Annotated in this window: 13 protein-coding genes and 1 pseudogene; 11 read left to right on the forward strand and 3 right to left on the reverse strand. The window is 69.7% G+C overall.

Features of this window, described 5'->3' with window-relative positions; genetic code table 11:
* The 5 genes from N803_RS17010 to N803_RS17030 all read left to right on the forward strand — a co-directional run.
* Positions 1-1,342: aminotransferase class V-fold PLP-dependent enzyme (locus tag N803_RS17010; protein WP_052112434.1), on the forward strand; the 1,342-nt coding region annotated here is incomplete at its 5' end.
* Positions 1,343-1,453: 111 nt separating this feature from the next.
* On the forward strand, positions 1,454-2,296 hold the full coding sequence (locus tag N803_RS17015) for a DegV family protein (RefSeq protein WP_035907545.1): 843 nt from the start codon (positions 1,454-1,456) through the stop codon (positions 2,294-2,296).
* Positions 2,297-2,306: 10 nt separating this feature from the next.
* On the forward strand, positions 2,307-2,918 hold the full coding sequence (locus N803_RS17020; RefSeq protein WP_052112435.1) for a glycerol-3-phosphate acyltransferase: 612 nt from the start codon (positions 2,307-2,309) through the stop codon (positions 2,916-2,918).
* Positions 2,919-3,010: 92 nt separating this feature from the next.
* Positions 3,011-4,060, forward strand: a complete 1,050-nt coding sequence (locus N803_RS18170; protein WP_084764644.1) for a ComEA family DNA-binding protein — start codon at positions 3,011-3,013, stop codon at positions 4,058-4,060.
* Complete coding sequence (locus N803_RS17030) at positions 4,057-6,453, forward strand: ComEC/Rec2 family competence protein (RefSeq protein ID WP_245617370.1); 2,397 nt, start codon at positions 4,057-4,059, stop codon at positions 6,451-6,453. The genes N803_RS18170 and N803_RS17030 overlap by 4 nt, the downstream gene beginning before the upstream one ends.
* A 3-nt stretch (positions 6,454-6,456) precedes the next feature.
* Here the strand turns inward: N803_RS17030 and N803_RS17035 are convergent, their stop codons facing one another.
* The gene (locus tag N803_RS17035) at positions 6,457-7,404 is read right to left on the reverse strand and encodes a LysR family transcriptional regulator (protein WP_035907547.1); all 948 of its coding nucleotides are present in this window, start codon (positions 7,402-7,404) and stop codon (positions 6,457-6,459) included.
* A 339-nt stretch (positions 7,405-7,743) separates the two neighbouring features.
* Here N803_RS17035 and N803_RS17040 point away from each other — a divergent pair, with 339 nt between their 5' ends.
* The gene (locus tag N803_RS17040; protein WP_211253543.1) at positions 7,744-8,646 is read left to right on the forward strand and encodes a Sir2 family NAD-dependent protein deacetylase; all 903 of its coding nucleotides are present in this window, start codon (positions 7,744-7,746) and stop codon (positions 8,644-8,646) included.
* Positions 8,647-8,648: 2 nt separating this feature from the next.
* Here N803_RS17040 and lexA read toward each other — a convergent pair whose 3' ends face one another.
* On the reverse strand, positions 8,649-9,410 hold the full coding sequence (gene lexA, locus N803_RS17045) for a transcriptional repressor LexA (RefSeq protein ID WP_052112436.1): 762 nt from the start codon (positions 9,408-9,410) through the stop codon (positions 8,649-8,651).
* A gap of 211 nt (positions 9,411-9,621) precedes the next feature.
* On the opposite strand from lexA, the gene N803_RS17050 reads away from it, so the two are divergent.
* From N803_RS17050 to N803_RS17060, 3 genes are all read left to right on the forward strand, one after another.
* Entirely contained in the window at positions 9,622-10,029 is a 408-nt protein-coding gene (locus N803_RS17050) for a LysM peptidoglycan-binding domain-containing protein (protein ID WP_035907548.1), read from the forward strand.
* 222 nt (positions 10,030-10,251) lie between these two features.
* Positions 10,252-10,713 carry a VOC family protein gene (locus N803_RS17055; protein ID WP_035907559.1) on the forward strand — a complete coding sequence of 154 codons (462 nt, stop codon included), beginning with the start codon at positions 10,252-10,254 and terminating at the stop codon, positions 10,711-10,713.
* A 98-nt stretch (positions 10,714-10,811) separates the two neighbouring features.
* Positions 10,812-11,393: a GNAT family N-acetyltransferase gene (locus tag N803_RS17060; RefSeq protein WP_035907549.1), complete on the forward strand. Its 582-nt coding sequence runs from the start codon at positions 10,812-10,814 to the stop codon at positions 11,391-11,393.
* Here N803_RS17060 and N803_RS17065 read toward each other — a convergent pair.
* Positions 11,376-12,497 (reverse strand): winged helix DNA-binding domain-containing protein, encoded by a 1,122-nt coding sequence (locus N803_RS17065; protein WP_035907550.1) that lies wholly within the window; start codon positions 12,495-12,497, stop codon positions 11,376-11,378. The two genes, N803_RS17060 and N803_RS17065, sit on opposite strands and share 18 nt — an antisense overlap.
* A 39-nt stretch (positions 12,498-12,536) precedes the next feature.
* On the opposite strand from N803_RS17065, the gene N803_RS17070 reads away from it, so the two are divergent.
* A complete protein-coding gene (locus tag N803_RS17070) occupies positions 12,537-12,968 on the forward strand; it encodes an SRPBCC family protein (RefSeq protein WP_035907552.1) in 432 nt (143 codons plus the stop codon).
* Positions 12,969-13,072: 104 nt separating this feature from the next.
* Positions 13,073-14,037 (forward strand): annotated as a pseudogene (locus tag N803_RS17075) (IS481 family transposase).
* The last annotated feature ends 83 nt before the right edge of the window (positions 14,038-14,120 follow it).

Here is a 14,120-nt window from a genome sequence, read left to right on the forward strand (position 1 = left end):
ACCGGAGGCGCCCGCCGCCCCCACCGCCCCCGTCACCCTCCCGGCGCTCGAGGTCCCGGCCGTCGTCCCGGCGCCGCTCGTCCCCACGTGTGACGGGCGCACTGTGGAGTACGCCAACTTCGACCACGGCGCCTCCACCCCAGCGCTGGCCCGCGTCAAGGCGGCCGTGGACAAGGCCACCCAGACCTACTCGAGCGTGCACCGGGGGCAGGGCTGGACGAGCCAGGTGTCGAGCCACTACTACGAGGCGGCCCGCGAGGAGGTCGCCCGCTTCGTCGGTGCCCGCGACGGTGACGAGGTCATCTTCACGCGCAACACGACGGACTCCTTCAACCTCCTGGCCCGGGCGCTGCCCCGACGCACCCAGGTCATCGTCTTCGCGACCGAGCACCACGCAACCCTGCTGCCGTGGGAGGCACGTCGCACGACCCGGTTGCCCGTCCCACTGACGCACCGCGACGCGGAGGTGCTTCTCACCGACGCCCTCCAGCGCGCCACCTCCTCGAGCCTGCTCGTCGTGCTGAGCGGCGCCTCGAACGTCACGGGCGAGTACTGGCCGATCGAGCGTCTCGCCGGCATCGCCCGCAAGCGCGGTGCGCGCGTCGCGCTCGATGCCGCCCAGCTCGCCGGTCACCGCCGGATCGACCTCGACGCCCTCGGTGTCGACTACGTCGCCTTCAGCGGCCACAAGATCTATGCCCCGTACGGCGCCGGCGTCCTTGTCGGCCGCTCCGACTGGCTCGATGTGGCCGCTCCCTACCTCGCCGGCGGTGGCGCAACCGCCAAGGTCGCCCCGCTCACGACGACGTGGCAGACCGGTCCCGCGCGGCACGAGGGCGGAAGCCCCAACGTGCTGGGAGCGGTGGCGTTGGCCGCGGCCTGCGCCACGATCCGAGGGAACCGCGGCGCCGTCGAGGCCCACGAAGCACGACTCACCCGACGCCTCACCGAGGGTCTGCGCGCCATCGAGGGTGTCGAGACCTACAGCATCTTCGGGGACGACACCGACCGGGCGCCCGTCGTCACGTTCACCATCGACGGCCTCGACTCCTCCCTCGTGTCCGCGGCGCTGTCGGCCGAGCACGGAATCGGCGTGCGGGACGGCAAGTTCTGCGCCCACCTCCTCGTGGATGCCCTCCTCTCCGACGAGGACGCGGAGGTCACCACGGCCGTCCGCGTCAGCGCCGGCCTCGCCACGACCGACGAGCACGTCGACCGCCTCCTCGGCGCGGTGGCGACGCTGGCCACGGACGGTCCGCGGACGGCATACGAGAAGGTCGAAGGACGCGGCTGGGTGCCGGTCGACGACCAGCGTGACGTCCGCGTCGACCTGCCCTGGTGACCCGGCGAGGGGACGGGCCGCCCGCGAAGGCGACCACGCGAGGTGGCACCTCGCGGGACCGATCCACGGATGGTGACCGCCGCGAGACCGCCTGAGCACTAGCCTCGGACCGTGGCCACCGCACTCGTCACCGACTCCACGGCATACCTGTCCCCGGATCTCGTGCAGGAGCACGGCATCGGCGTCGTGCCCCTGCACGTCGTCGTCGGCGGCCAGGAACGGCAGGAGGGCGTCGACATCGCCGCCCACGAGGTCGCCGAGGCACTGCGCGGATTCAAGCCGGTGTCGACCTCGCGGCCGTCGCCGCAGGCCTTCCTCGACGTCTATCGTGACCTCGCCGACAAGGGTGCCGACTCGATCGTCTCGGTCCACATCTCCGCGGACATGTCGAGCACGATCGGCTCCGCGCAGCTCGCCGCGCAGAGCTCGCCCGTTCCTGTGACCGTCATCGACAGCCGTTCGATGGGCATGGCGATGGGGTATGCCGTCCTCGCCGGTGCCGCTCTCGCCGCCCGTGGGGCGACCGCAGACGAGGTGGCCGAGGCCGTGCGTGCCCGGTGTGGGCGGACGACGGTCGTGTTCTATGTCGACACCCTCGAGCACCTGCGCCGTGGCGGACGCATCGGCCGGGCCAATGCGCTCGTCGGGTCGGCACTCGCGATCAAGCCGATCCTGGGCCTCTCCGACGGCTCCATCGTGCCGCTGGAGCGGGTGCGGACCGCGTCACGAGCCATCGCCCGCCTCGAGGAACTCGCCGTCGAGGCCGCCGGGGACCAGGCCGTCGATGTTGCCGTCCATCACCTCGACTCCCTCGAACGGGCCGAGAAGCTCGCCGAACGGCTCCGGGCGCGCATCGACAACCTCCACGAATTCGACCTCGTCGAACTCGGAGCGGTCGTGGGAGCACACGTCGGGCCCGGGACGCTCGCCATCGCCGTCAGTCCGCGGGTCTGAGGGGTCGGCGGTGACGCTCTCGACGACCGGCGTGGTCGTCGTCGCGCTCGTCGTCGCAACGGCCTGTTACGCCATCGGCGGGATCAACCCTGCGACCCTCATCGGTCGTGCCCGCGGGATCGACGTGGCTCAGGTCGGTTCCGGCAACCCCGGCGCCACCAACCTCGGTCGCGTTGCCGGCAAGAAGTGGGGAGTCATCGTCGGGGTGCTCGACATCCTCAAGGGCGTCGTGCCGACCTTCGTCGTCCTGCGGACCATGGGGACCTGGGTCGCGCTGGTGGCCGGGGTGGCCTGCGTGCTCGGGCACATCTACAGCCCGTATCTCGGTGGGCGGGGCGGCAAGGGGGTCGCGACGTCGATGGGGGCGATTCTCGTGATCCTTCCGTGGATCGCGCTCGCGAGTTTTGTCGTCTTCCTCGTGACGCTGCCGTTCGTCTCTCGCCTGGGCAACGCGTCGGTCGTGGCGGCGACCTTCCTCCTGGTCGCCGGGGTCGTCCTCGCGGTGCGGGCCGACAATGCCGTGGGGGTGGGTACGGGGGCGTGGCTCGCGCTCCTGGCACTCATCGTCCTCAGCCGGCACCGGAGCAACATCGCGACGTGGATGGGGCGCCTGAGCGGCTGAATTCGTCCACAGGTGGGCGAGGGGTCGTTCGTCGTCCACAGATCGTGGCTCGGGGGTTGGGGCACGTTGCGTTCCGTTCCTAACGTCCCTGTATGCCGTTGCGCCGCCCACCCGAGACCGTCTCGCCGCGAGCCCTCGCCCGGGTTCGCGGGAGTGGGCGCGAGCTGGGGCGAGAGCGTGAGCGCGAGCGCGAGCTGGGGCGCGATCGTGGGGGTGAACGCGACGTCGGGCTCGAGCGTGAGCGTGAGCGTGAGCGCGATCGCGATCGCGATCGCGCCGTCGCGCTCGGGCGCGATGGCGTCCCGGACGACCGTGGGCGGCATCGGCCGATCGAGATGCCGCGCGGTCCGGTCTTCGAGGTGCCGGTCAGCCTCCAGGGCGCGCGGTGGCTCCCGAGCCGGTCGGCGGCGATGGCCGTGCTCGCGGTCGTCGTGCTCGTGGCGGCGGTGTTCGGCCTGCGCGTGTGGTTCGCGGGATCGGGCGGGCCAGCTGTCGGGACCCGGGCCGGCGCGGGCGCGGAACCCACGGGAGTGAGTCGGGGGACTTCTACGCTCTCGCGTGCGTCGCCGGGTGAGACTGGTTCGGGAGCGACGGGTGCGGGTGCCGCGTCCGGTGTCCCTCTGGGCGCCTCACCGGGTGCCTCGGGAGGTCCGTCACCCGCCGCGTCCGGTGGGGTGCTCGTCGTCCACGTCGTCGGTCAGGTCGCACGGCCCGGCGTCTATCGCATGGCCGCGGGAGCCCGGGTCGGTGACGCCGTGACGGCCGCAGGTGGCGCGTCGAAGTCCGCGGACCTGGCGGCCGTGAACCTCGCCCGGATCCTCGTTGACGGTGAACAGATCATCGTGCCCAAGCCCGGCGAAGTGCTCGCTGGCGCCGGCGGATCGGGAGCCGGCGGGGCGGGGAGTGGAGCCGGAGGAGCTGGGGCCACGGCGGCCGGAGGCGGGGGAGGAGGTCTGGTCTCGCTCAACTCCGCTGACCTCAGTGCACTTGACACCTTGCCGGGTGTCGGACCGGTTCTCGCACAACGCATCCTGGACTGGCGTACCGAGCACGGCCGGTTCACGAGCATCGAGGAACTCGGTGAGGTGAGCGGCATCGGTGAGAAGTTGCTCGCGCAGCTCACGCCCAAGGTCACGCTGTGAACGACGCCTCCTACATCACCCCGGAGCTCCGCGCTCGGCGTGACGAGTGGACGCGTGAGGTCGTCCGGTTCAGTGACGTGCGGCTGCTCGTCCCGGCCCTGGTCGGGTGGGCGCTGCTCGCCATGACCTTGACCTGGTCGACCGGTCCTCGCTGGGCGGTCACCGGTGCGGTCACGTTGGCTCTGGTCGTGGCCGCGTTCGTCGGGCGAGGGAGGTCCCGCGGCCACGGGTTGCTCGTCGTCCTCGGCGTCGCGTTGCTCGTGCAAGTCGGTGGCAATGGCCAGCACGCCCTGCGAGCCATCGGTGATCTCGACACCCTCACGGCTGCGCGGGCAGTCGTCACGCTCGACGTGACCGTCACCTCGGACCCCGTCCAACTGGCCGCCCGGGGCAGCGGCGACCCCGTCGTCATGGCCCGCGCCAAGGCGCATCGGGTCATGGGGCGCGGACGGGAGTCACCGGCATACGCACCGATTTCATTGCGGGGCGACGGGCGGCTCCTCGACCTCCGGTGGCACGACAGCGTGCGAGTGCGAGGACGGCTCGCGCCACCGCAGCCGGGCTACCCGGAGCTGGCGGTGGTCAGGGTGACGGAGGCGGAAGTGGTGGCGCGGGCGGGTGCTCTGGCCCGGGTCGCCGAGCACCTCCGAGCCGGGCTGCGGACGGCGGTCGACCCGACGCCGGCCGATGCGAGGGGACTCCTGCCGGGGCTCGTCATCGGTGACACGAGTCGGACTCCACCGGACCTCACCGAGGCGATGCAGGCGACGGGCATGACCCACCTGACCGCCGTCAGCGGATCGAACATCGCGGTCGTCGGTGGGATGGTGCTCGGGCTGTGCGTGCTCGTCGGCGTTCCGCGACGGTGGCGGCCGCCCGTCGTCGCCCTCGCCATCCTCGGCTTCGTCGTGCTGGCGCGTCCGGAGCCGAGCGTCGTCCGAGCGGCTGCGATGGGTCTCATCGGACTCATCGGGATGAGCCGGTCCCAACGTTCGGCCGGGCTGCCGGTGCTGTCCGGCGCCATCGTCGTGGTGCTCGTTATCGACCCGTGGATGTCGCGCTCGTTCGGGTTCGCGCTGTCGGCGCTCGCGACCCTGGGACTGCTGCTCTTCACCCGCCCATGGGGTGACGCGATCGCCCGGCACTTGCCCGCGCGGCTGTCCTTCATGGGTCCAGCGATCGCCATTCCCGTTGCGGCACAGGCGATGTGCGCGCCACTCATTGTGCTGCTCCAGGGATCGGTGAGCATCGTGGGAGTGGTCGCCAACCTCGTCGCGGCACCACTCGTGGCCCCCGCGACGATCGCCGGGGTGGCCGCCGCTCTGGTCTCGGTGGTTGCCGATGCGCCGGCGCAACTGGTCGGCTGGATCGGCGCTGTGCCGACCCTCGGCATCGCGCGCACCGCTCGGGTCATGGCCGACGTCCCCGGCGGCACGATGCCCTGGCCGGACGGCGCGTTCGGCGCCGTCCTCCTCACCGTCATCACGCTGCTCCTGCTGCTCACCGGTCGCTGGCTAGGAGCCATGGTGGTGCTCAAGCCGTTGGCGGCCCTGCTCGTCGTCGCCCTGACCGTGGCGATGACGATGCCCACGCGCGTCGTGACCTGGCCGCCCGAGGGGTGGCGCATTGCGTTCTGCGACGTGGGGCAGGGGGACGCGGCTGTGATCCGCACGGGTGTTGGCCGGGCACTCGTCGTCGACACCGGGCCGGAGCCGGGTCCCGTCGACGGCTGCCTCGACTCGCTCGGGGTGCACACGGTGGAGGCGGTGGTGCTCACGCATTTCCATGCCGATCACGTGGAGGGGTTGCCGGGCGTGCTCTCCGGGCGGCAGGTCGGACAGGTGCTGGTGTCGCCGATCGGTGAACCGGACCACCAGGTTCGGGAGGTGGCCGCGTGGACGGGGGCGGACGGCATACCCGTGTCTGCCCTAGCGGCAGGTGACCGGCTCACGTTCGGTGACGTGACCGCGGAGGTGTGGGCGCCCGTGCGGCGGATCGCTGCCGGCTCCGTCCCCAACAACGCGAGTGTCGTGCTCGCGGTGCATGTCGGAGAGGTCGACGCCCTGCTGCTGGGTGACATCGAGCGGGAGTCGGCGCACGATCTGTTGCTGCGGATGCGTCGAGATGCCGAAATGTCCACTGCCGCAACGCAGTTCGACGTCGTCAAGACACCCCATCACGGCAGCGCCAACCTCGACGCAGACCTCATGGAGGCGGTCCGGGCACCCGTGGCCGTGATCAGCGTGGGCAAGGACAACGACTACGGACACCCGACAGCGGCGCACCTCGCGATGCTGCAGCGCAACGGGTATGCCGCGTACCGAACCGACCAGCGGGGGCACATCGCGCTCGTCGAGCGCGACGGCCACCTCACGATCGTGACGTCGAAGTGACGGTCAGCGGGACGCCTTGGTCCTGGCCCGAGTCTGCTTCGCGGTGGAGGCCTGGGCGCTGGCGACGAGGGCGTCGAGGGTGGCCTTGACCGCAGGGACGCGCTGGAGGTCGGGCGTGGTCACCGCGACGATGTGCCGACGAGACGCGGGAGTGATCGGCAGGGCGGCAACGTCCTCGTGGTGGACCGTCTTGAGGATGAGGTCGGGGATGACCGCGACACCGAGCCCCTCGGCGATGAGGCCCATGACGGCGACGTAGTCCTCGGTCTCGTAGGCGATGTCCGGGACGTAGTCCGCCGTGCTCGCGAGCTGGAGGAGGTGGCCACGGCAGCGGGGACACCCTGCGATCCACGTCTCGTCCTTGAGCGCGCCCATGTCGACGTGCTTGGCCTTCGCGAGCTCATGATCGCGCGGGACGGCGAGCAGCACCTCGTCGTCGAGCAGGGGAGTGGTCACGAACGCGTCGAGGTCCTCCTCGCCCCGGCCGAGGTCGGTGCCCTCATAGACGAAGGCGACGGCGAGGTCGCACTCACCGGCACGCAGGGCCGCCAGGGACTCGCGCGGCTCGGCCTCGCTGAAGCTGATCGAGACGCCCGGGTGCTCGGCCTTGACCTTTGCCAACGCCTTGGGCACGAGGGTGGCCGACGCGCTGGGGAAAGCCATGAGGCGCACGCGACCCGAGCGGAGACCGGCGATCGCGGCGACTTCCTCCTCTGCGGCATCCAGGGCGGACAGCACCGGCCCTGCGTGCCGCGCGAGGACGGCACCGGCCTCGGTGAGGCGCACGCTGCGACCGATGCGTTCGACGAGGGTCGTCCCGGTGCGGGCCTCGAGGCGGCGCACCATCTGCGAGATGGCGGGCTGTGAGTAGCCCAGGGAGAGCGCTGCTGCCGTGAAGCTGCCTTCATCGGCGATGGCGCGCATGACACGGAGGCCGGCTGCGTCGATCATGGATGAATTCTATAACTCTCAGTTATTGAAAATCCAGCCATCGTCTCAGGAGGTGATGGTGCACTGCGCGCAGGGTCGGCGTGTATCTGCGCACCCGGCCGCGCCTCCTCGGAGTATGAGCACCATGACCCGCAGACGGCACAGCCGTCGCAGCCACCACCCGGGCGTCACCGTCGACGTCCTGGGCCAGTGGCAGTGGAAATGCGGGTGCGGTGCAGGAATGCACGCGGGACGATCGATCACGGACTGGAGATCCATGGTCGCCTCGGCACTGGTCCACCTCACCAACTGCCCCGGCGAGTGACCAACCGTCTACCGCGCGGTGCCTACGATGGTTCGGTGAGTACGGAGGCCGTTGTCGACCATCAGGCCGACAACGCGGTGGGCGTCGCCGAGGTGGCGGCCCTGCTGCGCGAACGTGGCCCCGCACTCGTCCTCACCGGTGCCGGCATCAGCACGGAGAGCGGAATCCCCGACTACCGGGGTCCGGACGGAAACCGCCGGGTGACGCCGATGTCGCACCAGGAATTCACCGCGACGAGTGCCGCCCGTCAGCGCTACTGGGCGCGCAGCTTCATCGGGTGGCAGCGATTCACGGCGGCCGAACCCAACGCCGGCCATGTGGCCGTCGCGCGGCTCCAGCGCGTCGGAGCCTTCGGCGACGTCATCACGCAGAACGTCGACGGCCTGCACCAGCAGGCGGGGGCGAGCAACGTCATCGAGTTGCACGGCACGCTGTCCGAAGTCGAGTGCCTCACCTGTGGGGAGCGGACCGACCGCGACTTCGTGCAGGCGCTGATGGACGACGCCAACCACGGATTCGCCGCTCTCGCACTGGGATTGGTCGGCGACGGCTCACAGGTGAGCAGCCAGATCCGACCGGACGGCGACATCGTTCTGGCCGATGAGGCGGTGCAGTCCTTCACGGCGCCGCGATGCCTCGTCTGTGGGCACGACACGCTCAAGCCGGACGTCGTCTTCTTCGGTGGCTCGGTTCCGAAGCCGCGCGTCGAGGCGTGTTTCGAGCTGACCGACGCGGCGCCCGCCCTCGTGGTGCTGGGCTCGTCGCTCAAGGTGATGAGTGGCTACCGGTTCGTGCGACGGGCGGCCGCGAACGGCATACCCGTCGTCGTCGTCACGAAAGGCCCCACGCGCGGAGACGCCGAGACGACGCATCGGATCGATGCGCCGCTCGGCGTGACGTTGTCCGCGCTGGCCGACGAACTCGCGCCGGCCAGCTGACCTCAGATGCGCCGCAGGACGGCGGTGACCTTGCCCAGGATCGTCGCGTGGTCGCCGTCGATCGGCTCGAACGCGGGGTTGTGCGGCATGAGCCAGACCTTGCCGTCGCGCCGCTTGAACGTCTTGACCGTCGCCTCATTGTCGAGCATCGCGGCGACGATGTCACCGTTGTCAGCGTTCGGCTGCTGGCGGACGACGACCCAGTCGCCGTCGCAGATCGCGGCATCGATCATCGAGTCACCCACGACCTTGAGCAGGAAGAGGGAGCCCTCGCCGACGATCTGCTTCGGCAGCGGGAAGACCTCCTCGACCGACTCCTCGGCCATGATCGGCACGCCGGCGGCGATCTGACCCAGGACGGGCACGTAGCTCGCCTCGGGACGCGCGTCACCCGAACCCGTCGGGTCGAGGTCGGCATCGAGATCGTCGGGCGTCGCGCCGCCGCGGTAGCCGCGGATGTCGGTCGGCGTGTCGGGGGAGATGACCTCGAGCGCGCGGGGGCGGTTGGGGTCGCGGCGCAGGTAGCCCTTGCGCTCCAGCGCGTGCAACTGGTGCGACACCGAGCTGGGGGAGGTGAGGCCGACGGCCTGGCCGATCTCGCGCATGCTCGGCGGGTAGCCACGGCGGTCGACCGAGTTGCGGATGACCTCGAGGACCTTGCGCTGCCGCTGGGTGAGCGTGCCGTCGCCGGAATCGCGGTCGGGCAGCTCGTGCACGGCTGCGTCGTCGGCTGCGGGCCCGTCCTTGCGGCGCTGGGTGGTCATCTCTTCTCCCTCGAAAAGGTGGCTGTCAGTGGTGCCTGATTGGCTTTCTGACATGAAGGCAGCCTACGGAGTTCGAGCACGCGGATCAAACATCTGTTCGACGCGTGTCTTGATCGACTCGAACATCCGTGCTACAAATCGTACAAGCGTTCGTTCGAACATCGTTTCGATCGCGACCCGCTCCCACGGAGCATCGATCCAGGAGGACACCATGAGTGCAGTTGCAGTGCTCGACGGCACGACGAATGGGTATGCCGTTCCGGCGCCGGCCGTGCGTCGCTCGCCGCGTCCGCGGCTCGTCTCCGTCCCGACGGGTGAGTCGGTCCGTCTCCTTCCCGAGCCCGCGCTGCGTCTGACGCGGTTGGGGCGCCTCGTCCTGACCAGCGCTGCGGTTCTTGTCGCACTGGTCGTCGCCTTCATCGGTCTCACCGGCGGAGCCGCAGCGTCAGCGCCCGCACAGACCGTCACCGTGCAGCAGGGCCAGACGCTCTCCGAGATCGCGGCCACGCACGTGACCGGGGTGTCCATCGCCACCGGCGTCACGCAGCTCCAGGAAGCCAACGACCTCGCCACGACCCAGGTCCAGGCGGGTCAGACGCTCGTGATCCCGCAGGGCTGAGCCCCACGATCACCCACACACTCCGAGCCGCTTCGACCCCGGTTCGGACCTGAGTCCTTGGCCGAGCTTCGACCCCTCGCCGACTCAGCACGGAGGGCGCTTCACCTTCAGGGGAAGGTGAAGCGCCCTTTCGCTGTGCCCATGGTTGGGGCCAGTCCGCTGTGCGACGTGGAATCAGGCCGAACTGGCAACAATTCGGGGGAGAGTGGTGTTGTGGCTGACATGAGTGACGACAGCGCCCGGGGTCAGAGGGTTCGGCAGTTGCGCGTGGTGGTCGAGGCAGAGGACTACGACGCGGCGGTGCGGTTCTATCGCGACGTGCTCGGAATGGGAGAGATCGCTGCCTTCTCCGAGGGCGGTGACGACCGTGTGGCGATCCTCGAGGCAGGTCGGGCGACGTTCGAGATCGCCAGCCCGGCACACAAGGTGGCCATCGACCGGGTGGAGGCGGACGGCATACCGAGTCCGAAGATCCGGATCGCCTTCGAGGTCGACGACTCCGAGGCGGCGACCCGGGACGCCGAGGCGGCCGGTGCCGAGGTCGTGGCCGAGCCCGTGCTCACGCCGTGGATGTCGCTCAACTCGCGGGTCGAGGCGCCGGCCGGTTTGACCGTGACGTTCTTCGAGGAGACCGAGGACTCACACGAACGGACCCAGCGCGACGGGTTCGGCACGAACGACTGACGCTCTCGCGGCAAGGGGGGTGCCGCCTGTCGCGTCGCGAGCACGTCGCGTCGAAAAGCGTTGGCGCACAGTGCTTCGCGACTGGTAGTCAAAGGTGCGTGACCTCCTCCGACATCGTCTGGCCGCGCCACACCGAACGCCTGACCCTGCGTCCGGCGACGGCACCCGACATCGCCCGGATGCTGACCTACCGCAACGACCCCGAGGTCATCCGGTGGCTCATCAAGACCACCGTCGACCCCGAGGTGTTCACCCAGAAGTGGCTCGAGGCTGCCGACGATCCGTACGACCACTCATGCGTCGCGTTCGCCGGTGACGTGCAGGTGGGCAGTGGGATGCTGGAGGTCATCGACGGGATGGCCCAGGGCGACGCGCCCGAGGGGACGCGCGTCGAGGGGATGCTCGGCTACATCCTCGACCCGGCTCACGCCGGCCACGGCTACGCCACCGAGATGTCGCGCAACCTGCTGTCGTTGGCGTTCGACGACCTCGGTCTGCGCCGAGTCACCGCCGGTTGCTTCGCCGACAACCACGCCTCTCGTCGGATCCTCGAGAAGCTCGGGATGCGGCTCGAGCAGTACGGCGTGCAGGACTCGTGGCACGCCGAAGTCGGCTGGATCGACGGCTGCACCTACGCCATCCTCCGTGAGGAGTGGCTGGCGCTACGCGAAGGTCAGTGACAGCGGCAGGTCGTGGAACGCGGCCAGGAACTCCGCCGCCTCGGCGATGGCGTCCCGTTCGACCGGGGCGAGTGGGACCTCCGGCAGGATGGTGATTGTGGCCTGCTTGGCCTCGGCCTTGCGCTTGAACGTCCCAATGTCGCGTCCGTCCACGACGACGATGCCGCCGCCGGACTGAGAGACGAGGCGCGTCCGGTCGGCGTCATGGTTGCGCCGGGGGAACCCGGTCGTGGGGTACGTCAGGGCCGCCTCGTCGAAGGTCGACAGCAGGTATGCCGGCTGCTCCCGTGACGTGCGTGCGGGCACGCTCGGGTCGAACCAGAGCGTCTCGCCGAGGCACTCGACGGAGTCGAGCGGATAAGAGCTTCGCCAGGCCGGGGATGACGTGAGTTCGGCTGTGGCAGAACGGATCTCGGTGAGAGTGAGTCCGCTCCACCGCTGCAGATCGCGCTCGGAAGCCGGGCCGTGACCGGCGTAGAACCGGTGCGTCAGCTCGATGACCGACCGTTCGCGTGACCACGTGTCCGAGTCGGCGGGCGGGATGACGTCGTCGACGAGGACGTAGGTGTGCTCGGTCCCGCGCGGTGGCCCGGAGCAGATCATCGAGCGCACCTCGCCGAGGATGAGTTGGTGGGCCATGGCCTCGCCCGGGCCGGGGAGGCCGTGCTCGGCGAAGAGTGGACCCAGCTCCCGGCGGGTCATGGCCCGACCGTCGGCGAGGAGCTTGCGCAAGAGGTTGAGACCGCGCTCGGCCACGTCGGGTGTGATGCCGAGTTGACGCAGCCGTGCGCCGTCGGACGACTCCACCTTGGGGCCGGTGAGCGCCTGGATCCACCGCAGGTCCTCGGGTGCGACGAAGTGCCACGTCGGCCGGAGGATGTGGGTGCGCACCCAACCGCCGGCGGACTGCGAGGCGAGCACGCCGGCATACGTCGTCTCGCGTGAGCGCATCGCGAGGGAGTGCGCCGCGAGAGGTGCGTCCTGCGATTGGACGCAGGTGAGCAGTCGGACCGCGTCGGCGGCGCGGGGGAGCGGTGTGGACGAGAGACGCTGGGTGGCGAGGCGGCGTCGGTTGACCCATTCGCGGCTGACGGTTCGGGTCATGCACGCCATCCTGCCGGGCGGTGCCGACAGAATGGGTGCATGGAGCAGAGCATCGAGATCGACATCGACGCCACACCGGAGCGGGTCTGGGAGGTCATGAGCGACGTCGAGCGCTGGCCCGAGTGGACCGAGACGGTGACGGCGGTGACGCGACTCGACAGCGATGGTGCCCTGGGGCTGGGTGCACGCGCGCGAGTCGAGCAGCCGAAGTTGCCGCCCACGGAGTACGTCGTCAGCGAGTTCGATCCCGGTCGTGCGTTCACGTGGCTCGCGACCGGGCCCGGGGTGCGGACCACGGCACGCCACATGATCACCGCCCGACCGGAGGGTGGCGCGCACGTGCGCCTGTCGGTCGAGCAGGCCGGTCCTCTGGGTGCGGTCATGGGCCGGCTGTTCTTCAAGGGGCTGACCGACCGCTACCTCGCGACCGAGGCCGCCGGTCTCAAGGCTCGTTCCGAGGGCACCCGCTAGTTGTACCCGGCCAGGAGGTTGGTAACAGCGCGCCTGCTTGAAAGAGCGAGAACCTCCGAATGGGATGTGGCTTGTCTAAGGCCCACTCCAACCCGGAGGTTCTCGTGTCCCACGGTAGTGCCCGGCTGACCGTTCACGGTCGTCGTCTGATCGTCCAGCGCCACCAAGCCGGCTGGCCACAAGCCCACGTCGCCGCTGCGATGGGGGTCTCACGCAAGTGCGTGAAGACCTGGATCGACCGCTTCGCAACTGAAGGCGATCCGGGATTGGCGACCCGATCGTCGCGGCCGCACTCAATGCCCACCAAGACCAGCGACGAGGTCGAGCAGAAAGTCCTTGCTGCGCGTGCCGAGCGTCGTGACGGCCCCGACGTGCTCGGTCCCAAGGTTGGTGTCCCGCCCCGCACGGTGTCGCGGATCCTGCGCCGCCACGGGGTGCCCTACCTGCGTGAGTTGGACCCGATCACTGGCGAGGTGATCCGGTCCTCGAAGCAGACCGCGGTCCGCTACGAACGTGACCGCCCGGGCGAGCTGGTCCACATGGACGTCAAGAAGCTCGGCAAGATCCCTGACGGTGGCGGTTGGAAGGCACACGGCAGGCAGATGGGTTCGAGCGCTGCTCGCAAGAAGCTCAAGGTTGGTTACGACTACGTCCACTCGCTCGTCGACGACCATTCCCGACTGGCCTACAGCGAGATCTTTCCCGACGAGCAGGGCCCACCTGCGCCGACTTCCTCACGCGCGCGATCGCCTACTTCGCCGCGCACGGCATCACCCGGATCGAGCGGCTGATGACCGACAACGCCTTCGCCTACCGCTACTCGCTACGCACCGTGTGCGCCGATCACGACATCACGCAGAAGTTCATCAAGCCGCACTGCCCTTGGCAGAACGGGAAGGTGGAGCGCCTCAATCGCACCTTGGCAACCGAGTGGGCCTACCGCCAGATCTTCACCAGCAACGACGAACGATCCGCAGCCCTTGCCCCTTGGCTCGAGCACTACAACACTGAACGCCGTCACAGCGCACTCGGAGGCCACCCGCCGATCAGCAGACTGCTACCAACCTGATGGCCGGGTACAGCTAGTCGCCTGCTTCAGGAGGTGCGCGTGCGGCGCGTCGGTAAGAGTCCCGTGGAGTGGTGGGCTTTGAG

The sequence above is a fragment of the Knoellia subterranea KCTC 19937 genome (assembly GCF_000768685.1).
GTDB lineage: Bacteria > Actinomycetota > Actinomycetes > Actinomycetales > Dermatophilaceae > Knoellia > Knoellia subterranea.

Excerpts from the sequence above, each read along its gene's own strand:
- N803_RS17065 (WP_035907550.1), bottom strand. The coding sequence starts at position 12,497 with ATGACCCGAACCGTCAGCCGCGAATGGGTCAACCGACGCCGCCTCGCC.
- N803_RS17055 (WP_035907559.1), top strand. The coding sequence starts at position 10,252 with ATGAGTGACGACAGCGCCCGGGGTCAGAGGGTTCGGCAGTTGCGCGTG.
- N803_RS17050 (WP_035907548.1), top strand. The coding sequence starts at position 9,622 with ATGAGTGCAGTTGCAGTGCTCGACGGCACGACGAATGGGTATGCCGTT.
- N803_RS17035 (WP_035907547.1), bottom strand. The coding sequence starts at position 7,404 with ATGATCGACGCAGCCGGCCTCCGTGTCATGCGCGCCATCGCCGATGAA.
- N803_RS18170 (WP_084764644.1), top strand. The coding sequence starts at position 3,011 with ATGCCGTTGCGCCGCCCACCCGAGACCGTCTCGCCGCGAGCCCTCGCC.
- N803_RS17070 (WP_035907552.1), top strand. The coding sequence starts at position 12,537 with ATGGAGCAGAGCATCGAGATCGACATCGACGCCACACCGGAGCGGGTC.
- lexA (WP_052112436.1), bottom strand. The coding sequence starts at position 9,410 with ATGACCACCCAGCGCCGCAAGGACGGGCCCGCAGCCGACGACGCAGCC.